This is a genomic window from Rheinheimera oceanensis (genome assembly GCF_018831085.1).
Taxonomy (GTDB): Bacteria; Pseudomonadota; Gammaproteobacteria; order Enterobacterales; family Alteromonadaceae; genus Alishewanella; species Alishewanella oceanensis.
In genome coordinates, this window is the sequence record NZ_JAGPNM010000002.1 from 647,701 (window position 1) to 669,346 (window position 21,646).

22 protein-coding genes and 1 tRNA gene are annotated in these 21,646 nt (G+C 42.5%); 10 read left to right on the plus strand and 13 right to left on the minus strand.

Features of this window, described 5'->3' with window-relative positions:
- Positions 1-35: 35 nt before the first annotated feature.
- On the minus strand, positions 36-533 hold the full coding sequence (locus J3B89_RS07545) for an RDD family protein (RefSeq protein ID WP_215396902.1): 498 nt from the start codon (positions 531-533) through the stop codon (positions 36-38).
- Between the two features lie 315 nt (positions 534-848).
- Between J3B89_RS07545 and J3B89_RS07550 the strand changes: the two genes are divergently transcribed.
- Positions 849-935, plus strand: a tRNA-Leu gene (locus J3B89_RS07550).
- A 63-nt stretch (positions 936-998) separates the two neighbouring features.
- Here J3B89_RS07550 and J3B89_RS07555 read toward each other — a convergent pair.
- Positions 999-1,781, minus strand: coding sequence for a DNA methyltransferase (locus J3B89_RS07555; RefSeq protein WP_215396903.1), 783 nt, complete (start codon positions 1,779-1,781; stop codon positions 999-1,001).
- 21 nt (positions 1,782-1,802) lie between these two features.
- Positions 1,803-2,912: a site-specific DNA-methyltransferase gene (locus tag J3B89_RS07560; RefSeq protein ID WP_215396904.1), complete on the minus strand. Its 1,110-nt coding sequence runs from the start codon at positions 2,910-2,912 to the stop codon at positions 1,803-1,805.
- A 198-nt stretch (positions 2,913-3,110) separates the two neighbouring features.
- Between J3B89_RS07560 and J3B89_RS07565 the strand changes: the two genes are divergently transcribed.
- The gene (locus J3B89_RS07565) at positions 3,111-3,764 is read left to right on the plus strand and encodes a KpnI family restriction enzyme N-terminal domain-containing protein (RefSeq protein WP_215396905.1); all 654 of its coding nucleotides are present in this window, start codon (positions 3,111-3,113) and stop codon (positions 3,762-3,764) included.
- A gap of 458 nt (positions 3,765-4,222) precedes the next feature.
- On the opposite strand, the gene J3B89_RS07570 is transcribed toward J3B89_RS07565, so the two are convergent.
- Positions 4,223-5,605, minus strand: coding sequence for a hypothetical protein (locus J3B89_RS07570; RefSeq protein ID WP_215396906.1), 1,383 nt, complete (start codon positions 5,603-5,605; stop codon positions 4,223-4,225).
- Positions 5,606-5,928: 323 nt separating this feature from the next.
- Between J3B89_RS07570 and J3B89_RS07575 the strand changes: the two genes are divergently transcribed.
- Positions 5,929-6,585: a hypothetical protein gene (locus J3B89_RS07575; RefSeq protein WP_215396907.1), complete on the plus strand. Its 657-nt coding sequence runs from the start codon at positions 5,929-5,931 to the stop codon at positions 6,583-6,585.
- Positions 6,586-6,676: 91 nt separating this feature from the next.
- Here J3B89_RS07575 and J3B89_RS21195 read toward each other — a convergent pair whose 3' ends face one another.
- Genes J3B89_RS21195 through J3B89_RS07605 form a run of 6 tightly spaced genes read right to left on the minus strand, consistent with a single transcriptional unit; the run spans position 6,677 to position 11,231 of the window.
- Entirely contained in the window at positions 6,677-6,943 is a 267-nt protein-coding gene (locus J3B89_RS21195; RefSeq protein WP_251372271.1) for a helix-turn-helix domain-containing protein, read from the minus strand.
- On the minus strand, positions 6,940-7,347 hold the full coding sequence (locus J3B89_RS07585; RefSeq protein WP_215396908.1) for a DUF2787 family protein: 408 nt from the start codon (positions 7,345-7,347) through the stop codon (positions 6,940-6,942). The genes J3B89_RS21195 and J3B89_RS07585 overlap by 4 nt, the downstream gene beginning before the upstream one ends.
- Positions 7,348-7,377: 30 nt before the next feature.
- Complete coding sequence (locus J3B89_RS07590; protein ID WP_215396909.1) at positions 7,378-7,824, minus strand: JAB domain-containing protein; 447 nt, start codon at positions 7,822-7,824, stop codon at positions 7,378-7,380.
- 57 nt (positions 7,825-7,881) lie between these two features.
- Complete coding sequence (locus J3B89_RS07595; protein WP_215396910.1) at positions 7,882-8,352, minus strand: DUF6641 family protein; 471 nt, start codon at positions 8,350-8,352, stop codon at positions 7,882-7,884.
- A 43-nt stretch (positions 8,353-8,395) separates the two neighbouring features.
- Positions 8,396-10,420, minus strand: a complete 2,025-nt coding sequence (locus J3B89_RS07600) for an AAA family ATPase (protein ID WP_215396911.1) — start codon at positions 10,418-10,420, stop codon at positions 8,396-8,398.
- The gene (locus J3B89_RS07605; protein WP_215396912.1) at positions 10,401-11,231 is read right to left on the minus strand and encodes a tyrosine-type recombinase/integrase; all 831 of its coding nucleotides are present in this window, start codon (positions 11,229-11,231) and stop codon (positions 10,401-10,403) included. The genes J3B89_RS07600 and J3B89_RS07605 overlap by 20 nt, the downstream gene beginning before the upstream one ends.
- Positions 11,232-11,607: 376 nt before the next feature.
- On the opposite strand from J3B89_RS07605, the gene J3B89_RS07610 reads away from it, so the two are divergent.
- The 3 genes from J3B89_RS07610 to J3B89_RS07620 all read left to right on the plus strand — a co-directional run bounded on the left by J3B89_RS07610 (position 11,608) and on the right by J3B89_RS07620 (position 13,627).
- Complete coding sequence (locus J3B89_RS07610) at positions 11,608-11,814, plus strand: helix-turn-helix domain-containing protein (RefSeq protein WP_215396913.1); 207 nt, start codon at positions 11,608-11,610, stop codon at positions 11,812-11,814.
- 164 nt (positions 11,815-11,978) lie between these two features.
- Complete coding sequence (locus tag J3B89_RS07615; RefSeq protein ID WP_215396914.1) at positions 11,979-13,007, plus strand: Lcl C-terminal domain-containing protein; 1,029 nt, start codon at positions 11,979-11,981, stop codon at positions 13,005-13,007.
- A 38-nt stretch (positions 13,008-13,045) separates the two neighbouring features.
- Positions 13,046-13,627: a hypothetical protein gene (locus tag J3B89_RS07620; RefSeq protein ID WP_215396915.1), complete on the plus strand. Its 582-nt coding sequence runs from the start codon at positions 13,046-13,048 to the stop codon at positions 13,625-13,627.
- 286 nt (positions 13,628-13,913) lie between these two features.
- On the opposite strand, the gene J3B89_RS07625 is transcribed toward J3B89_RS07620, so the two are convergent.
- Complete coding sequence (locus J3B89_RS07625; RefSeq protein ID WP_215396916.1) at positions 13,914-15,683, minus strand: ribonuclease T2 family protein; 1,770 nt, start codon at positions 15,681-15,683, stop codon at positions 13,914-13,916.
- 280 nt (positions 15,684-15,963) lie between these two features.
- On the opposite strand from J3B89_RS07625, the gene J3B89_RS07630 reads away from it, so the two are divergent.
- Together J3B89_RS07630 and J3B89_RS07635 are read left to right on the plus strand one after the other, a co-directional pair.
- Entirely contained in the window at positions 15,964-16,806 is an 843-nt protein-coding gene (locus J3B89_RS07630; RefSeq protein WP_215396917.1) for a hypothetical protein, read from the plus strand.
- Between the two features lie 91 nt (positions 16,807-16,897).
- Positions 16,898-17,716: a DUF726 domain-containing protein gene (locus J3B89_RS07635; protein WP_215396918.1), complete on the plus strand. Its 819-nt coding sequence runs from the start codon at positions 16,898-16,900 to the stop codon at positions 17,714-17,716.
- 129 nt (positions 17,717-17,845) lie between these two features.
- Here the strand turns inward: J3B89_RS07635 and J3B89_RS07640 are convergent, their stop codons facing one another.
- Positions 17,846-18,088 (minus strand): hypothetical protein, encoded by a 243-nt coding sequence (locus J3B89_RS07640; protein ID WP_215396919.1) that lies wholly within the window; start codon positions 18,086-18,088, stop codon positions 17,846-17,848.
- Between the two features lie 115 nt (positions 18,089-18,203).
- On the opposite strand from J3B89_RS07640, the gene J3B89_RS07645 reads away from it, so the two are divergent.
- Both J3B89_RS07645 and J3B89_RS07650 read left to right on the plus strand, forming a co-directional pair.
- Entirely contained in the window at positions 18,204-18,929 is a 726-nt protein-coding gene (locus J3B89_RS07645) for an AHH domain-containing protein (RefSeq protein WP_251372272.1), read from the plus strand.
- A complete protein-coding gene (locus J3B89_RS07650) occupies positions 18,926-19,489 on the plus strand; it encodes a hypothetical protein (RefSeq protein ID WP_215396920.1) in 564 nt (187 codons plus the stop codon). The genes J3B89_RS07645 and J3B89_RS07650 overlap by 4 nt, the downstream gene beginning before the upstream one ends.
- Before the next feature lie 288 nt (positions 19,490-19,777).
- On the opposite strand, the gene J3B89_RS07655 is transcribed toward J3B89_RS07650, so the two are convergent.
- Positions 19,778-21,229 (minus strand): IS1182 family transposase, encoded by a 1,452-nt coding sequence (locus J3B89_RS07655; RefSeq protein ID WP_215396921.1) that lies wholly within the window; start codon positions 21,227-21,229, stop codon positions 19,778-19,780.
- Positions 21,230-21,646 lie beyond the last annotated feature (417 nt).

Consider the following 21,646-nt stretch of genomic DNA (forward strand, 5'->3'; position numbering starts at 1 on the left):
CGGCGTGTTGGCGTGTACAATCTGGTTGTTATGTTTTACCTCGCTGCCTTATGCAGGTTTAGCAGTTTACTTTGCTCTTTTGTCAGCACCACTACCTGGGTATTACTGAGCTGATCCTGCAACGCCAGGCCTTTACCCCAGCGCAGCCAAAGCCATAAATTACCGAGGCCAAAGAGCGCAGTAACTGAACGCACCACTGCCTGTTTAAAGCTAATGGCCGTACCATCCTGTTGCACCAGAAACAAGCGCCAGGCCCGCATGCCCAAAGTTTGGCCGCCTTTATACCAGAAATACAGGTAAAACCAGAAAAACCATAATACCGAGTACAACTGAAACCAGATTTTATGCCGGGTAATAAAATCGGCATGATCGGTATAGTTAGCCAGCGAAATTACACCAACGCTGTTTAACAGTGCCACCAGCAACAAAGCCAACGCCATGGCCGCCATCCACAGTGCAGCCAGAATTAACCAGTCATACATAATAGCCGCCAGACGGCGAATTAAACCCGCGCGGGGTGCATTAGCAAACATAAGGTTGTCCGATAATCAAAACCGCGCAAGTGTAGCATGCAGCAATGCTTTTTCGAAGCTGCTGCAATTTTGTCCAACTAAAAGCCAGACGGATAAATTCGCTTGCGCTGCCAGAAACGCATCGTATAATGCAGGCGTTTACCTCCAAATATCCCTCAGTGCCTGGGTGGCGAAATCGGTAGACGCAGCGGATTCAAAATGCAATGCGTCTTTGATAGTGGTAGACATAACACGTTGAATAGTCTACGATTCAACTGTTATTAAAAGTGCAAAAAGCTTGCAAAGATTTGCAAAGTTTTCAAAAGACCTCTCAATGCCTGGGTGGCGAAATTGGTAGACGCAGTGGATTCAAAATCCACCGTTAGAAATAACGTGCCGGTTCGAGTCCGGCCCTAGGCACCATTATTATCAATAGGTTATACACGATACTATTGGTATTATATAACAACCCCTTGAAGCGTTAATCTAGTTTGCAAATGAAATTCTCTTTAGATTTAGACGAGATTCCATCAGTTGAATATATTTTTCATCCTGATCACAAAGAATAGATTTAAACCCCTGTTCCTTAGCTACTGCTCCAGTTGTTCCAGAGCCGGCCATTGGATCAAAAACTAAATCACCAGTCTGCATGGTGATTTTGAATAGTGGTTCATATACCTTGATTGGCTTCTGTGAAGGATGCCCGGTCTGCTCTTTTTTGCCAATAAATCCGATATTAAGAGGAACCTCTAATACGCTGGTAGGCCCCGGAATATAGCGTAACTTTCCCTCACTTTTCTTTTGTAATTGTTTTTCGTTTAAAAATGGCTCAAGGTACATTTTGCTGTTTGGTTTAGACAAATGCAGACATGTTTGTTGGGCGGATCGCCAACCTCTAATAACAGATGGGTTGTTTTTATAGAACCAAGTCAGCCAACAGTTGTACTGGAGTGGTTGAGGGATTTTACTTATAAACAGTGCGACAATTTCCGGAAAACCCCAAAGATAAACATGTTCAGATGTATCTGCAGCTTCTTGTAAAACTTGGCAAATAAAGTCTTCATAATCATCTCTGACTCCACCAATGCCTTTGTTGTACCAAGGATCTAACATGCTTACTTTAAAGCTAAACCCTAGAGTTTTCATAAGGCGGTACGATTCTAAAACATCCATTGGTGGCAGTATTGCAGTGCCTTCAGCTTCTAGGGATGCAGAAATGGCTTTTTTTAAGTCTTGAATATTAATGTCAGAGAATTTGTTCACATTCATATTTTTAATTAAGCTTATATTTTACTGAATATTTTTTACTTGAAAGGTGAATCCGCTTTCACGATTAGCTATCCATTCAAGTCTGGCTTTGGTGATATCACTGATTTTTCTAAATCCGTGTTTGAAAGCTAAATGGTCAGTTTTGATGGTTTGATCTTGCTCCATCAATATAACTTTTCTTTTTCCTTTGTCTCTTTTATTCAAATTGTGAGCAGCGTGAGCAGTCGTACCTGTCCCTGCAAAGAAATCTAGAATTAGGGCCTGCTCATGGGTGTGGCTTTCGATTAAGTCTTCAATTAATGATATTGGCTTAGGGGTTTCGAAAATTTTGTCTCCATAAATTTCTTTAATTTCGTTTGTCGCTCGCTCAGTCAAGTATCTATTATCTATCCATAAGCTTTTAGGCTTGACTCGCTTTGACATATCGAAATAGTTCTTAACGTAAACCACTCCTTTTGCGCTTGCATAAAGTTTCCATGACTCTTCCCGTGCTTTATCTTTGCCCCAGAGCCATCTCCTTTCTACACCTTTACTATCTACAGGAAAAACCTCTTTTAGATCGTCACTTAATCTTTCAGTAAAAACATTACCGTTTCTATCGAAATAAAGTGGGAAGTACATATTAGGTCGATCTGTTCTTAAGCTGGCATCACCTTTTTTTCTGAACAAACCATCAATTCTGTATTTTCCATGGGTATCAGTTTTGTCGTAGGATGCATCGTCATTCTCTAGGAACCCTCGAATTTTTGATTTCTTCGACTTGCCATAAACCACTATATACTCGTGATTTGTAGCAACATTCCCTCTCGCACTTTTTCCATTGTTACTTCTACATGTTGCTATGCAACTAATAAAATTCTCTTGCCCAAAAATTTGATCCATTAGAACTCGTAAATACGGCTGCTCATAGTCATCTATGCTGATAGCTATTATTCCTGTTTCAGCAAGCAGTGAATTAACTGTCTCCAGCCTAGGACGCATAAACTCCATCCAACCCAAGTGAGTTCCCCAAATGTTATCTTTTTGGGATACCCGCTGATCTTCATAGATGAATTTACTGCCAGTGTTGTATGGCGGATCGATGTAACAAAGGTCTACTTTACCTACGAATTCGTCTGCAATTTTTTTCATTAAATGTAGGTTATCTCCAACGTAAAGAACGCACGTGTCCCCTGAAGGTAAGTGAGCTAGAGGCACTTCCAAAGCATTTATTTCGCAGTGAATATCCGTTTCTTCTATCTGATTGATCTGGTTAAGCATATTGCATTTACTCGATTTATTTGGTGTTATCATAACAAAGAGCCAAGTGAATAATAAGGAAATCCGGAAATGAGCAGTAATCCATATCCGAAAGGCAGCATTGACAAGATTTATGGTCAGAGAAGTATCAAGGCCAGATTAGAGGCCTTCTTCCTTGATAATATTGGAAAAACGGTCACTAGGGAGATGATTGTCGAAGTTGCTAGAGACCCAAAGACTGGTAAAGATCCCGAAAATTGGCACCAGCGCTTATCAGAACTTAGAACCGATTCTGGTTATACAATTTTATCAGGCAAAGACCGTAGGTTTTTGAGCGTTGCTGAGTATGTATTAGTAAATAATGAAAAAAGAGCAACAGCCGGTAAACGAGTTTTGCCAACGAAAGCAACATGGTCGTTAGTTTTAGAGAAAGCTAATGGTAAGTGCCAATGGACTGAAGGTGGACACCACTGCAATCTTGCAAATGGTGACATTGATCCTGTTGGTGGCGGTACAGTTAAGCTAACTCCTGATCACATGCAACCGCATTCCATAAATCCCAATGCTGATCCTGAAGACCCAACTCAATGGCAAGCCCTGTGCGGTCGGCATCAAGTAATGAAGAAAAACTATTGGGATTCGAGAACCGGAAAAATTAATACGATAGCTGTTATGCAGTCTTTACCTCAAAAGGAAAAGGAAAAAGCATATTCATTTCTAAAAGAGTACTTTGGGGATGAATGAACCAAACTTTAGCCTAGCCAGCCGAATTGCTGGCTATATTTTCAGGTTGCTACTTAAACCTTACTATCCAATTTAATGCTGAATGTACCTCAATACTGTCCAGCCGCATAGATCGATAAACTCAAGCATATCTAGCCCCTGCTGAGCCTGTTCGATTCTACCCAAATAGCTATGCGGCTTGCCGATGATCTCACTAAGATCGCGGATAGTCAGGCCTTTAACTTCCGGCTGTTCGTGTAACCAGCGACTAAGAGCCGCACATTTGGGAATCGTCCATGCCGTGTATGGGGAGCTCGGCATGGACTATCAGTGTTAGAAAAAGTTGAATTGATTTCAGGATAATATATGTATAAAGTTGACGGACATTCTAGCTGTTTTGTGGCTGCAGCATTAGCAGAAAATAACAAAACATGCGTCTTCTGGCATATAGAGCATGTTTTGCATTAATAGCTAATTACTCAAATACCTGAAATTATCTGTTTTAAAATATACGCCAATAACTTCTTCTGGCGCTCTTTAAACCAAACTTCATTAATATTAACCTTATATCGCTCCATGTGCTTTCTCACCGTTTTTAGTGATAAAGTTCGGATTTGCTGCTTATTCCCCAATTTTATACGGCGTTTCTCACCACTCAAATCATCGTTAAATTCGAATTCATATGCACTAGCAGATAGCTCTAACATTGCTTGGAACACTCCAACTCTCAAAGCTCTGTTTTTTGCCTTCAGAGAATCTAGCTCTCTATAGGCTAGCGGACTATAAACCTGAGCCGCCTTAAATATATACGGAGCGTTAGCTAGGTCTTTTAGCTTTAGTGTAGTTCCATTTTTTTGTGGTTTATAAACACGCTCAATTCGAGTAACATCGATTGGTTTATTATCAGGACCTATTAATGAACAAACATGTTTTTGGCAAAGATCGATTTTCTTCTCATTTTTGTCATATATTACAAAGTGAGAAGTCAATTCGGATCCTACATACAGTGTTTTGGCAAATAAAGCATCCGTATTATCCTCCTTCGGCCAGAAAGTATAATTCTCCACTTTTATAGAGTCTATTATGACCATTGGTGTCACCACACCAATTAAATCTACGGCCATATCCAATCGAGTTACATTGGCATCCAATAAAGATGAACTAAAATTGTTGAATATTTTAGCTTCACGCAATTTTGAAAATATCATTTTCAGATCTTTTCCAGAGAATCTCGCAGGATTGAAAGATATCCGCACTGGTCGTTGTTTTACAGCTCTAGCCGTGCCTTTTAGTCCATACGATATGTATATTGGTGAACTACAACCTTTAATGAAAATATGCTTTGTGTTCTTGTAAAGGTTTCTTATCCTACTCTCCTCTTTATATTTTTTTTCCTTTTTTTTATTTTCCTTGCTTTTAACAGCTGGTTTTACTATCAACCCTGATTTTGACCAAGAACTTTTTGAACTAAGGTAACCTGAAAGCCTATTGAGTTCATCTTTGGAAGCTTCTATAGTAAAGCTCAGAGAATCTGCTATTGGAAGCATACCCCATGCTTCTGGATGTGATAGCTGTCCAGCAACTAAATTATGCGCATGGTACAGATTACGTGCTTTTATAAGGTCATTTGGATCTACTGTCTTATGAACCACCCCTATAGATTTAAAATCTTCTTGATTTACTCTGGTTTCAGAAATAAATTTATTCACTACTTTTGTTTTATGCATGTTATTCATACTATTTCTGTAATTAGGTAACACCTCTACGAGGCATTCAAAACTTGGAGAAAATATAGCATTGATATATAGAATGTCTTCTACTGTAGTACTATTACCAGATTTTACTAAATTTACTTTTTTCATAAAATATCCCTCATCAATTCATGGTTAACTAAAAGTCTTTGTTTAATCTAAATACAACAAGAGGTTTTCTGTCGTATTTAGACGAACTATACGCTCTTATAAAAAATACAAATCCGACAGAATCATTGGAGATAAAATTTCTAAGAAGTATTTCTCAAATGCGAGGATTCACGCGACTTGCAGCGTTGCTGTTCGTAAAAAACTTGTTTTTTTAAAGAGAAGATGGGATATTTCTGAGAATTCCCTAAGAATTATTTACAGCATATAATGCTATATGCCATTGTTTTAGTTGATTTATTTCAGACAAATAGGCCGCGCGAAAAATGTCGGGAAATCTGCAGTATGGTACGGAAAGAAATCCTATAAGATTAATTAACGATAATTCTCCTCGGGCGTTATTCGAAGTTTGCCCTTCTCTGGAGCTTGCGATCTTAGAAGCCGTAAAAGGGATAGATTTAGGAAAAGTAAGAGGCCGAGATGACGTAGACCTAGATATGGCTTACGTGCTTAATCTTATTAGCAACCCTAATCTCGATGATAAGACGGTTCGGCTAGGATGCTTGCTCTTCTCTGACCATCAGTATAATTTTTCTGATGTAATATACGACCTGACAAATAACGACGAAATCTCATGTTTGGATGACGTTGGAGAGGATGGTTTAATTTGTGTAGGAACGCCGAGAAACTTTTCTTGTTTGGAAATGCCTTTATCCAGTCTTTCAAAAAAGTTGGCAAAGCATGGTATCCAAATGGATAGAAGTGAAATACTGCGTTCTATGAAAATCCTTCACGAATTTTACTACATTACTTCAACAGATATTTGCTATGAAAACAGCTATTTATCTAAAAGCACAGGCTGCGTGAAACTTAGTGATAATACAAGACTGGTTAATGTGCATATTACTACCTCCATGATTAATAAGTGCATATCAGGTAAATGGCCATCGGAGACTATAAATGTTGATGATTTTATTAGTTAACTTTTCTCAGCAGTATTTACGCTTTTTGTTTTTAAACAACTATGGCAATTTACCTAGGTTGCCATAGTTGTACAGCAACCTAGACTTGAAATTAAAATTTTTTTACCGTTCGAATACTGCGCTCAGCGTCAATCCCCAACCATGCACAGAGTTCTAAAAATTCCAAAATGTCTAACCCGCGCTGGGCCTGTTCTATTTTACCAAAGTAGCTATGCGGCTTACCGCTAAGGCTTTGCATCTCTCGCATTGTTAAACCTTTAGCCTGGCGTTGTTGTCGCAGCCACTTGCCAAGTGCTACGCGTTTTGGGCTATTTTTTAAGTCTGCAGTGCCACGGTTGGGAGTGTATCGCTTAGTCATGATAGTTCTACCTCATAAACTGACATATGTTGCCAGTAGGTCAAAAAGTTTTCTTCCCAGATTGGATAAATCATCAGGGCGGTTTCAATCGGGTAATAGCCTGTTATGTCCTGAAACGTGCCGGCCTGAAAATCAAAGTCCAGATCTTTAACCAGCTCTGAATCTAAGCCCGCACCAACAAACCGAAAGTCAGTGATGTAGCACAACTTCCACTGAGAGCCCCATTTCTCCAGTCTGATTTCAACAGGGTGATAACCTCCCTTTTCAGCTGAATAGCTGGGATCTCGGAAATTCAGTACTGCCGTGTTCTCATTCGATTGCTGGTAGCTGGCCAGTAACGTACTGATGGCGTCAGCCAAATGGCTACTTACAGGCAAAGCTAGGCCCTCGTATTGGATACGCATTGTTTTTACTCCAGGGATTAGGTGTGGTGGTTAGTCGAAGATGTAGGGGAAGCTTTTCTTCATGCTACTGAACTGATTTAAGCCAATAACCACATGGTCCAGAACCTCGATATTCAGTAGCCTGGCAGCTTCAATCACTGTTTGAGTGAATTTTATATCTGCACTACTGGGCTCTGAATGGCCTGACGGGTGGTTATGGATCAGCATCACCACCTTTAGGTTGAGTATAATGGCCGTTCTGAGCACTTCGGCTGGCCGTACACTGACGGCATCTGTACTGCCTGTTGCCACGACCTCAAAACAGTTAATGTCATGCTGCTTTGTCAGATTAACAACGATAAATACCTCTTTGGTTTCAAGCTTCAGGTAATCAAAGAGCTTTGCGATAATTTCAGGTTGTGTGACGCATTTACCGGTAATATCGCAGTCCACTTCTTTAAAGCGGTACTTCACATCAATTTCGCGCAGGGTTGTCATAATCAACCTCCCAAACCCTTAAAACAGACTGGCCGATGGTTAGGCGGCCAAGGCTCGTTACTCTTTGGATGCCGTAGCAGCTGCTTTAGGTTTTCGTAATTTTGGCGGTTTTGGCGGTGACAGCAACAGGATGTGCGGATCCAACTCCCCTTTCTCTACAGCTTCAATCAGCGTTTTAATGATGGCTGGCAGGTCCTCTTTTTTGCCGACATCAATAGCCGCTTTGCCTTTGTCTAGTTCCAGCGTTTTAAGCCCAACTTTTATTTCAAAGTAGTAATGCTCTTTGTCATCAAAGTACCAGGGCCGCACGGCTTTGCGTTTACGTACTGTCGTGCGCTCACCGGTATCCGGGTCTTTGACACGCTTGTCTTTAAAAACTTCAAACGGTTCATTTTTTAGGTTGCACTGCACCATCATCAGCTGCTCTTCCAACTTTTCAATTAGCTTCATGCGCTTGCCGAGAATAGGTGGTTTGGGCTCAATTTTTGGACGAGCGATAACCTTGAGTGAACTCAATAAAGTAGTCATGTTATTTCCTTTTTGTGTGATTGGTTAAAGCGGAGCTGTTGCTCTATTGCACAAAGCCAATCGTGGGGTTGGTGTGTTTTCTTTGGTTTTCTTCTGCCAATATGGAAATGGCAGAAAGTCGGTGTTGCTGCTTCGGCTGAAATAGCATCCGGCGCGAGAGAATTGCAAAATCGCCCGGAGTGAGTTTGCTCAGTCGTTGCAGTTGCTGACTCTCATCAGCAGTTAGCTTAGAAACGCCCAGGGTGCGCTTGTACAGCATGTACACTTGCTCAGCTGTCAGATAGTCGCATTCAAGCTTGAAATCGAACCTACGAAGAACGGCTTTGTCTAGCAGTGTTTCGAAATTAGTCGCAGCAAACAGCGGCTGAGTAAAACACTCAATCTGAGCGAGCAGCTCGTTCACAACTTGACGTTCATGCTGCAAGCTCAGCTGGTCCCTGCTTGTCAGTAGGCTATCCACTTCGTCAAGCAGCAGGAACTGGTTTTGCTGTTCAGCCTGATGAAATAACTCGGCAATCCGCTGCTCTGAGCCGCCAACATATTTATCCAGCACATCTGAGCTCAACACGCGTTTAAGCTCCCTCTGATTTTGCTGTGCTAAGTGATGGGCGAAGGCCGTTTTGCCAGAGCCAGGCGGCCCACTAATGAGCACCCGCACTGGCAAATCATTTGCCACTGCCTGGCTAATTTCTTTTAGCACCGTTACAGGTTGTTTGATGTTCAGTAAATCGATATTAAATACCAGCTGAGGTTGATAACGTGAAGTGTCATCCCATAGCCCACATGCGCTAAGCGTGTGTTCTATCACCTCCCCAACAACCCTTTCTGCCGCCTTACGTGTAAAACCGAGCGTTTTAGCGATATAGCCTGCGTTAGCGATAATTGCCGGTGTCAGATTTTTGGTTTGGCCTAACTGCTGATGAAATCCCTGCGTCACTGATAGCCCTTTTAATGTGGCTTTGCTGATAGCCGCAAGCGCTGCTTTTTCCGGTGATTTGACTTCTATCGCTAGCTTAAAACGTCTTATGTAGCTGTCTTCTAGTTGATCAATATGGTTGGTTATCCAGATACACGGCACCTGATTTGTTTCCAGCAGCCTGTGAACTGTCTCTTTTGAATAGTGTCTGTCAGCATTACTAAAGAGGCTTTCGCATTCATCCACCAGCAATAGCGTGGCACTTGTGTCTTTCAGTAACTTCTGGATTGCAGCGACATACTGTAGCCGCTGGGTATCAGCACTTTTTGCACCAAACTCATTGCTGACTTTGCCATCTTCAATCAGCAGGTTCCTACCTTCGTATAAGGTAAGCTGAAGCTCTCTTGCCAGCACCCTTGCGAGCTCAGTTTTGCCGCTACCCGCTTCACCATACAGCAGAATATTAACCCCCGAGTGCGCGCTATCTGCAGCTTCAGCCAGATAACCCAGCAGCAGTTCGGTATCCACATAATCAAATTGCGAGCACGACAACGTACTTGCAGGACTTTTGGATAATACGTTCTGCAGCAACGATACTTTTGAATCAATACGCTGTGTGGTCACCACCGATAAGACTGCTAAAGGTATCTCAATATCTTGCGGCTCTGTCACCCATACACGGCTCTGGAAAAAGCCTTGTGCATAAAGCTTATTCAGCAAGTGCGCAACTTCTTCAATCTGCATGCCGGATAAGGAGGCTAACAGCCACTCTAAAGGCTTGTCTTCAAGTGGATCATCGAGATTGATAATCAACCGTTTCAGGCCATAGTTGATGTTGATTACTGTAATAAATTCCAGCACAGGGGCAAACTCAACCGGCACGCCAAACAGATTGCAGAGTACTTTTATATTGGCTCTGAGCATTGCAGTCTGTTCAGGCCGGGCATCCTTTCTGTCTATGTGCTGCATGACGTGCCGACAAGTCATGCGTGTTATGCCAGCAGCAGAGCGCCCTGAAATGTTACGCAATATGTTCTTGTTAATCGGCAACTCATTAATGGTATCGCCGAGATATTCAATCAATTTTCGGGTGTAAAACATCGACAGAAAATGGTGCGGGTTAGACGTCTGATCAGTTCTTTCTGGCATCATGAGGTTGTGTCCTGGCATCGTAGCTAAGGGCCACTGCCGCGCGTTGCATGAATTGATGATCACGTTTATCGTAAGTCGTGGTGGTGCTGATATCCGCATGACCGGACATCTTTCTCACGGTATTGATATCCACGCTTTGCTCAAGCAATCTGGTAATAAACGTACGGCGCATATCGTGTGGTGAAGCGTTGGGAATGCCAATCGCAGCCAGTTTGGTTTTGATAAGCCGATAAATAGCTGAGACGGAAACGCCCACATCCGTCACCACCCTGCCATTTTCATAGGTCTTACAAATCAAAAAGCCATCCTGCAGTTTTCGGACAGCAAGCCATTGAGCCAGGTATTCCTGACACCATTTAGGTAGAAAAAGGAGCCGACTCTTATTGCCCTTCCCGTGTCGAACTAACAACGTATGCTTGCGCCGATCATAATCATCCAGGATCAGTGCAACTAACTCACTTCGGCGCAAACCTGTACCAAGCAGCAATGCAAAAACCGCCAGATTACGTTTTGCACTGACTGATCTTCCGTATTCTAGCAACCTGAATAACTGACTAACCTGCCCAGCTGTCAGTGGCGAGCCTTGATATTCAGGAGACTTTAGCTGGCTGATAGTAGAAAGATATGCAACATCACGCTGCTCCGCATTCCCGGTCATCACTGCCACTTTCATAATGCCTTTGATTGCAATCATCGCCCTATTAATAGAACGGGGTTGCCAACCTGCCTGAACAAGTACAGCCCTGATGAGCAGTGCCTGCTGATAATCGATTTTGGCAAAATTAGAGCCGTATTCGTCTGGCCAGCTCATCAGCCTTGCGATGCTTGTAAGCTGAGAACGAATAGAATTGCGACTGTTAGGCGATAAGCGGCCTAGATACAGCGCGCAGGGGCAAGCTGTACTCATTGAACACCTCATAGTAATTAGCAAAGGAGAGAATGTAATTTCTGTTTTAAATCAATTGGATGGTACAAAATAGGGTATAGAAATAACAGGACAAACCCTATCGCCAATTGTTCAGTAAAAAAGTCAGATATTAAGCTCTGACGTGGATAGACAGATATTGTCTATGAAGGATATGAAGGTGCTTCCTAGTAAAGCTATCACAACAAAATACGGATTATAATCCGTGGAAATATAGTCCTCAAATTTCCATAGTGCACTTCCGCCAAGTAAAGGAAGTGATATGTCTGAAACTGCTAAAAAGTTAGGTATAAAACTAAGAGCTCGTAGAACTGAATTGAAGCTGAGTCAGGACGAATTAGCTCTTAATGCAGAGATCGACAGAAGCTATATCGGCCGGATAGAACGCGGAGAAGTAAACATAACTATTGATATTCTCTATAAAATAGCTTTTTGCCTGCAGTGTCATCCTCGTGACTTCCTGCCTTAATGCAATCTCAAACACGTCTTTATTTTAGTTACAGCTAATTCAAAGCCCTAACATTCTGTATTGAAGTGAATTGCCTCACATTCAGGAACTACGTATACTCAAAAATGAGGACTATAATCCTCATTTTAAAATACTACTTTCTATTAATTGATGTGGGGTATGGGATGAAAGATAAATCACTAAAAATTATTTTCACTGGCGCGTTAGCGCTAACTCTATTTGGTTGTGGTGGCTCTGATTCAGGGGATAACGGTAGTCAAGAAACACGTTTTACAATTACTGCAAGTGCTCAAGACGGCGGAACGATAACCCCCTCAACGCAGCAAGTGGTTATGGGGCAAACCGCTAACTTCATGTTGGCGGCTGCAAGTGGTTATAGAATTACCTCAGTAACTGGCTGCAATGGCTCATTGAACGGGAGCAATTACACGACAGGCGAAGTAATCGCAGATTGCTCGATTTTGGCGAGCTTTGGGCCAGAAAGTTACATCGTAGAAGCCCAAACATCGCAAGGTGGCTCAGTAGAGCCCGAAGGATTAACAGTTCAACATGGGGATAGCGCTGAGTTTACTGTAAAACCTGAACTTGCTTATCAAGTTAGCGATGTACAAGGCTGTAACGGAAGTTTGGCTGGCAACATTTATACAACCGGAGCAATCGTTTCTGATTGCAAAATCAGCATCACCTTTACTCCCCTTGCCGGAGGTGCGGTATTGGGGCGTTACTTCGACAATAACGATGGCACTATTACCGATCCACAGCGTAAGCTTATGTGGATGCGATGCAGTTTTGGCCAAACCTGGCAAAACGAAAACTGTACGGGCAGTGCTGCTTGGGCCTCCAGTGGATATGCTCTCAATCTAACGGCTTTTTATAACGATGGGCAATACAGTGACTGGCGTTTCCCTACCTTAGAAGAACTTAGAAGCCTTGTGTTTTGCTCTTCAGGTACTCCGAGTTATTGGCTCGAGTCAGACTTTGCATCTCAATGTACCGGTAATTCCTCCTCCCCTACCATTGTTGGGAATGTATTCCCAAGCACTCATGCTGGCGCAAATACTTACATCACTTCGACCGCAGAGGGCACCGGTTCTGGCCGACTGTTCTACCACGTCAGTTTTGCTAATGGTGTTGTTCATGGCCCAAATCAAGCTCATGGCATCCATTGGCGCTTGGTTCGAAATACAGATTAACAACTGACACTGTTACCAATATAAAGAGGCCAATTATTATGCAAAAAGCTATCAACTACTGTGCGCCAGCAAGCTTAAAGGTATTCAGATACTGGAAGTTACTGGCACTATCATGCTTCCTTACCGGGTGTGACACTTTTTCAGAGCAATACAGCATCGAAAAAGTAAGGCATGCTTACTATGAGGAAATGCAACAACTCTCTATAGGCTCAGCTTTTGATAGTTGGTCTTTGTGCTCAGAACGAGCGTGGACTAGAGAAACAACGCCAAGGGGCGAAAAGCATGTTGTGTTTAACTGCACTATTGCGCCATCTACGTTGTTTAAAGTCATCGAATTTTATACGCCAGTTAGTAAGCCTTTAAAAGGTGATGAACCCTACCTTCAGATACAAGTTGCTAAATTTCATGTTAACTGGTTACTCAATAACGACGGTTCATTTAGTGATGGGCAAGGTGTGCTTACGGTAAGATGGCAGGATGGAAAGGAAGACTATACTGCTGTTCCGTTGTATCCGCTTGTTCTTCAAGATGTGTACTCAGATAACTATAACTTCTCAACTGCGGCATTTGGTCAGAATGTCCGTACGTACTATAAAAATGCAAAAACGGTGTCTAACTAATTGCAAGACACAGAAACACTTGCAAGTTGCATTTTTGTAAAAACCGTTTGTTGTAATAACAAGAGATAAGTGGTTAGCGTTGCCTCAAGCGTCAAACAACACTTGAGCTCGTTAATGAATTCGGAAGGTTCTGAGCGTTCGATACGGGTGCAAGCCATTAACATAAGCTTTGTCTTCTGCCAGGAAGTGGCTAAGCTCGTGTTAATGGCCTTCACTTCAGGACGTAGTTTACGCTGGAGAACTCTAATCGGGAATGCGCCTAGTTTAAGGGATGCTTACACTATCGCTAATGAATATATCGACCCTTAACGATTTTTGTATTAATGCCACAGTTATCCTGCTCTAGAGCCGCCTTTGGACATTTCATTCTTTTCCCTAAATCTCCTGAGGGCGTTTTCTCAAAACATGCCCTGACAGAGGTCAGCTCGCTATTCTTGCAACGTAAGACTACTGAGCCATCATCTTCTTGAGAAATTGAAAAGGCTGCACGAATCTCTTTTGAGCTGCGTGTGTTACCTACTGTGTTACTTAAAAATGAGGGATTGCGAAGTTGGTCACTAGCTACAACTGTCGCGATATAATAATCATTAGGATTTAAATCACTGCATGTACCGTGTTTTTTCCACTCATGGTCTGTAAGAAACGCATGCCCTGGCATGCGGTCTATCAATGCTTGGTGGGTATCTATGTTTAGGTCATCAAGCTTTAGAGAACATGCATTTGCACTACCGCAGTATGGGTTGGTAGTACAATTCACTAAATGTCTTCCATCGTTTCTATTCGGCCAGAGCCCATGAATAGCCAGGTCAGATGTTGACCATTTGGAAGCCAGCGGTCGACATTCTGATGGCGTATAATTTTTGCTACCACAAAAAGCAGGCATCCAGGACATGTCAATCAGCCAGTAGTCCCAATTTCCCTCAACTAGGGTCTCTTCAAATGGAATTGATTTAGAAAGCTTTGATAGATTTTCGTGAGACCAGCTCCACCAACGCTCAGGCATTATCGCAACTTGAACATCGCAATTATTATCGTCGTAGACATAATCAACAAATAGTTGCCCATCTTTGGTAAGTTTTATACTAATGTCATCATCACCTACAGAATCTGGATTGTCGGCCATCCAACCGTCCCATTCAAGTGGACCGGCAATGCCACACCGATCAGTTCTCAACATGGCACTCGGAGTAATCCCTGCGTTAATAAATCGTTTTACAGTAACTGCTCGAGGGTGATCGTAGAGGTTTCCTGCAGAAAAAATAACTGCCCGAGGAAGAACAGCTTTAATAAAAGCTGAAGAATTTGAATTGTCAGCTCCATGGTGTGCTGCGATCAAGACGTCAGCTCTGATACTGCGTTGTCCAGAGTGGTGGTCAAGCAGATACTTTTCATCTGCGATTGGTGTGTCATATTCTTTGGTTCTACTTGATGCTTTTTTGCCAACAGCATCACCAGTGAAAAGCACGCTGTTACCTGAATAATCCATTCGGACAACTAACGACCCAGCATTTCTATGCTCACTGGAATTAGTATGTATATGCCAACTATCAGGCGGTGCAGAAAATCCGCTGAGTAGGGTGAAAGTAGCATTCCCTAATTTCCATTGATGTCCATGCTGTAAACTTGGTTTTTCTGCGAGACTTGAGACGGTTGCTTCCGTGCGGCTAAGTGCCAATTGCATGTTATTCCATGCTTGAGTGGGATGGTATGAACGATCATAACCGGTGTGAACAACTTCTCGTATGTCAAAGTTTTCAAGCAGCCATGGCACTGCACCAATGTGGTCTCCATCGGTATGACTAATAAATAAAATGGCTATCTGAGCATTTGGTGGTAAGGCTCGTTGGAAACTCTGAATAGTGGGTGTAGTTTGATTTGGAAAATTCCCACTACGTCCGGCATCAAAAATGACATATTCATTGTTTGGAAGCTTGATAATCGTTGCCAATCCCGCACCAATATCCAGTACTTTTATTTCTACATCTGCTACCGCTCTAAAGGAAAGAACTGTCAAACACAAACATACGGTAAATATATATGCTGCTCGTCGCTTCATAGCAAGACCTCCGCTGTCTACGCTGCTCATGACTGAATTATTAAATAAGTATTGGAGAAATGTAGGCGGTATTTTTAGGAAGTCAATTTAGTTAAGTTGTATCCCCCAAAATTGTTACGGAACAAGATTTGCAAATTTATAATATGGTGTCTACTTTAACTACTCGTAAGATCGAATAAATAATATATTTATAAAACCGCAGCAGACGTTTCCTTTTTAGTCAGTAGTTCGGTGGTATGGATTAAACGTCAAATACTACTAATAGACGAAGAGGTAAGTTATGTGTACTGATCCAAACATGTCTAGCGCACTAATAACAGTCATTTGTGATTTGAGTGATTTCTTATTGCGCTATGCATTGCTTTTAACTGCCACTAGTGTACTGGCCATGGCGCTTCTAGAAATGTGGAAGAATATCTTTAATAGCAGGGAAAAGTTCCACATGCGTCAAATTCACAGATGGATTACTAAAGCACAGTTCCCTCTTGAAACATCACAAAATCAGTCTGAGCATCCCGTAGAATTTCAAAACAATGTATATCGGCAACTTATCTTGCTTACTACTGGCGAACGTCTTGATGCTAGTTACACCCTAGGCAGGACTAAAGACGTACATTTTCAACTAATGCCGGAAAATGCTCTGTTTGCGCTTGAGCTTGAAAAAATGATGGGCCAGATCCAGGAAGCGGCGGATTCAGCACTCTCAGACCCAAACCTTTACCCTCAGCTGTATCAATTTCTCACCCAAGGCGCTCATAAGGAAGATATTTTACAATGGCTTACGGATTCAACATTTACCCCTGCTGCAAAGAACCATGAGCACCAGGTCATGAAGAGGCGTGCAGATGTATTTAGCCGACTGAGCAAGCTTGCGAAGCGGAGATTAGACAGTCTGCAAATAGAAATGAAGTTTCTATGGAGTCATAACAATCAGAAATGCTCACTTATTTTGGGAGGCGTCCTGCTTTTTATTAGCCTAGCCTACCTTGAGCTTACAACAAATGAAGCAATTGAACCTTTGGGTTGGTTACGAATACTGATCGCATCCCTGATCGGTGGCATAGTCGCCCCTGTTGCGAAAGATTTAGTAGTAGCACTTAAAAAGGTACGTCAAGGTGGCTAGATACGTTGGTGTTCCTAAAGGTTATCCCTCGGGGGTGGTCTATCAGCTCCGTCAAAGTTTTGAGGGAGGGGGACTTCGGCAAAGGTTGTTGGTGGAACCGAGTAATAAAGGTTTAAATCGGCGCGAGATAGTTATTTTGGTGCATGGATTTAATAACCATTACGGCGAAGCCGCTGTTGCTTATGAGGGGTTTCGCAAACGGCAATACAACCTGAACTCAAGTCTGCAACCGGCGTCTCTTCAATCGATTTTGGCTGACGTACATTGGCCGGGAGATGCTGCTTGGGGCTTGTTCGATATTGCTGATTTTTTGGTATATCCTTATGCAGTTGGTACAGCTAAGAAAGCTGGTGCAATACTCGCTGAATTTCTTATGCAAATGCCAAACCTTGAAATTGTACACTTCATTGGCCATTCCCTCGGCTGCAGAGTAGTACTCGAAACAATTAGGAAACTTGGGGGTCGGCCACAAGTCGGGAAACTATGTTTAATGGCAGCCGCTGTGCCTGTTTTTCAAGTGGAATACGGGGGGCGCCTTGCTTCAGCAATAGCCCGTGCTAAGCATGTATTAGTGCTTCATTCTAGCAGCGATTTAGTTCTGAAAGCGGCCTTTCCTCCCGGCCAATTTGCAGCGGGGCGTGGTGAGGGGGTTTTTCCTGTGGCACTAGGTCGTGATAAACCACCACCAACGGTTGCGGGAATGTTGAGTGAAAAAGAGGTTGAGAGGGCAGAGCATAGTGATTATTGGGGTCATAAACTTACTAAGCCATCACAGGATGCTGCAGCATATACTGCAGAGTTTATAGGCTTTGACATCAACTTCAGAAACATCGGGAAACGTAATTCAGCTAAGGCTATGAAATCTTGTGCATCACGTAACGTAAGTTGTGAAAGTAGAACTCTTGGTTGATATTTTGGTTCATGATTATTATCTGTCTTAGCCCACTTGTATATGTGTGTTTTTACAATCCCTCGATCTGGATGAGATTTGCAATTTAAATACCTTATGAAGAAAGCACCTGTATATACCAACCTATTTTTAGTTTGCAGTGCATGTTTTATCTATTAATGCCCCAAGACTCGTCAGTGCATCCGTATAGCAATTGTAGGCATCACCGACTTGATACCATTGGTTACAACGGTAACCAGGTAGCATTAACACGATCAGCTTTTTACTAGTGTCGGGTTGTAGTTTAGCCAGTGACGGCAAATCCCGGCCAAGGCCGTTCCACACCTTTAGCATGGCAACAGCCTGCTGCTCTGTAACCCTCTGATTATCCATATTCAGATCCAAAAAGTGAATTATTGGTTAAAAATAGATTTACAAATGATTGATGTCAACCTCCGTAATAACTAAAATACTTCCACCTGCTGAAACAAATGAGGGAGTGAACTTCATGATGAAACCGAGCACTACACACAATTTTCCGACTTTGCCTATGCCGCAACGTCCTTTAAATCCCAGCCCGCTCGAAATGGTTATTTATAATTATGAACTCAAGGCTCGGGCGTTTCACATTGAACGAAATAAGGCCACTCCCGCCAATGAATGTGAAAAAGCACGACAAGCTCGGATTGCAAAATGCGAAAGAGACTGGGAACATCTTCGAATAGAACGCAGAAAGATTGGAGTTCAGGTTAAATTACATGAACATCTGCAGTCATATAGAGACGCATGTTCCTCTATGTCTCAGGAAGAATTAGCTAGAGAAAAGCATCACCCCACTAAAACGTTGAGAAAAAACCTGTTTGCTGCCGGAGAGCCGAAGCCTAGCCCAATACATGAAGCCCATCACATAATTCCAGGCAAAGGAAGATACTTACAGTATCAAATGATGATTTGCCGTCTCAATTTACACTCGTATGGGATTGGTATTAACGATCCGAAAAATGGTATGTGGTTAAGAAATTATGAGAAAAATAAACCTGATGATTGGGCTACGCCTGAAGCCTCTGGTCATCGGTCATTACATTGCACAGAGTACGAGCATTGGATATCACAGAAGTTTATGAATGATAACGTACCCGAACATGTTTATGTAGGCTGGCTGAAAGATGTAAAACGGCGATTAAGGTACGGCGTTTTTTCGTTAGATGATGCGGGCTCCGGAGTTCGCTCATGATATTCAGAATTGCAGCCCCTAAAAATACTCACGAGCTTATCGATTTTGATGTTATTTCAATGGCTAAAATGCTTGGAGATAAAGACTTCAAGTTAGTGAGACGGCTTTCAAACTCAAATGTAAGCATTTTGGACAGGTGGGTGAAACCCAGTTGTGGTTTCAATAAAAAATATAAGAGTGAACCTAGTGATGTTTCGCTTTGGGGGAGTTTCTTGCTTTTGAGTCCATTAGCTTATGAGTCACTATCCCCTGATTTATCTGCTCATGGTGAGTTTTTGCCTATTGATTTGAATGGCACAGATTGGTGGTTGTTTAACTGTCTGGAGTTAGGCAAAGAGTCTCTTGCTGACTGTGTTAGCCATGAGGCTGCACACTCAACTGAGTTAGAGAAATTAGTTTTTGATGAGCGCGCGCTGTCTGGCAAGCTAATTTTTAAATCTGAGCTCGAAGGATGCAAAACTTTGTTTTGCGATGATCGCTTGAAGATTGCGGTTACTCAGCTACCCGTGTGTGGGGTAAATTTCAATAACAATTTGGTAGAGCAATTTTTAGTATTGTGATGTATTGGTAGTCCAAATAGGCATATGGTTTGATGAGGACTTGTTGGGTTGGTCTTAATTTCATCTGACACTTTTCATGATCGAGCTTGATCAAATCTGACAGTCCGCTTAGTGCCCAGGCTGTGTAAAAACTCGTTTTTTGTAGCATCTCAGTATTATCCCAGGCCTGTGATGTAAGAATTTCTCTGGTGTTGACCGTACAATCTGATTTGTTTTCTGTCGGTTTGGGGGCTTTAAAAGCGGGGGGGGATTCGGTGCTATTGCATGGTTTTCAGGGGGCTAAAGCGTCTATATCCGCCAGCCCCAGTGCTCTTGCAGCTTACTGGCGAGTCCTTCAGTACCCCAGATTGATATCATCCGTTTCAGGTTATAGGCCAGTACATGCAAATTTATTTCGGTGCTGACATTTTTCAACCTTCGTGTCAGTAAGTGAGTCGCACCCATCCACATTTTAATTGTTCCAAACGGATGCTCTACCGTTTGCTTTCGGATAACTGCTGTTTGTGGAAGTGCATCAAGCCTGGCTTGCATATCTTCCATTTCAGCTTCATGAACCCATCGTCTGATACGTCTGGGATCTCGCTTGGATGTTGTGCATTTTGACCGTTGGGTGCAATCTCGGCAGGCGATATTATTAAAGTACATTTGCAGTTCCAGCCCATCTTCAACTGCTGTAAACCTATTCTGAAGCTCGCTGCCAGCCGGGCAAATATAGACGTCCTTTTCGCGGTCATACCTAAACAGCGAACGGTTAAAAATGCCTTTACGATCAGCGCCGGAAGTATCACCCTTTGGCACCAGCGCCACAGCACCGGTATCGAGTACTGCTTTGATATCACTACGGCTGTAATAACCTTTGTCGGCCAGTACGGTTATGTTCTCTCTGCCAACGGCTTCCTGAGCCAATGTTGTCACGTAACTAAGTTGGCCTCGATCTGTTGTATTGGTCACTTCATGTGCCACGATCAGGTGATTCTTCGTATCCACAGCAGTCTGCACGTTGTAACAGACTTGTCGATTCATGTTATTTGTTTTCATTAACCGGGAATCTGGATCGGTTAAAGACAGTTGCTTGTCTGGCTGTTGCTCAACTGTTTGTTGGATGTCCTGAAGTTCACCCAAACGTTTTTTTAACCATGCAAGTTTAGTTGCGGTTAATTCTGCACTGGTATCAGGTTCTGAGCTTTTGTCAGCGTCGTCCAGCTTATTCAGATAATTGCTGATGCTTAACTCAACCCGCGCAATATGGTCTTTCGCTTTTTGAGGCGTAAAGTTGTTGGCTTTACTGTTTACTGCTTTGAACTTGCTGCCGTCGATGGCAACAACCACATCCGTGAACATTTGCATCTGCCGACACAAGTCGATAAAAGCCCGGCAAGCATTCTTGATACCTTTACCGTTACTTTTTCTGAAGTCTGCGATGGTTTTAAAGTCTGGGGTTAATCTCTCCAGTAACCACATCAGCTCAACATTCCGATGTGCTTCTTTTTCTAACCTGCGGGAGGATTGAATGCGATTGAGGTAACCATAAATGTAAAGCTTTAACATGGTAGCCGGGTGATATCCTGGCCGCCCTGTCTGCTTAGCGCTGACTCGCTCGAAACCCAAAGAATCAAGTTGTAGACCATCAACAAAGATATCGACTACCCGGACAGGATTGTCTTCAGTAACGAAGTCATCCAGCGCTTCAGGGAGCAAGGTTACTTGATGTCTGCCTTGGCCTTTAATATGGTGGGTCATATCAGCACACTTTGTTCTAATTCGTATGCTATTAATTTTAGTAAAGTGGCAGCTAACCGCCTGGCTTTATCAAGAATGATTGATCATATAAATCTGTTGCTTAGACCAAAAGGTGATCAGCAGTTTTCACACAGCCTGGGCCAAAAGCAGACTTTTGCCTCGCTTCAACCGTCAGTCATGCGCTTTTCCGCTGTTGATAAATTTATAGCGCGACTAATTAAATCCTAAGTTGCTGCGTGTGAGTTAATTTAAGAACAACTTGCTTATTGCCAGTATAAATCTTTGTTTGACATAAATTTAGTTATTTCATAAAGATTAGTTGAAATAGAGTTACGTCAGGGCTAGTTTGGTATGGATAAAAATTCGGAAAGATAGCAGAACAACGCACGAAGTTCGGGCTGACTATCTTGTAAAAAA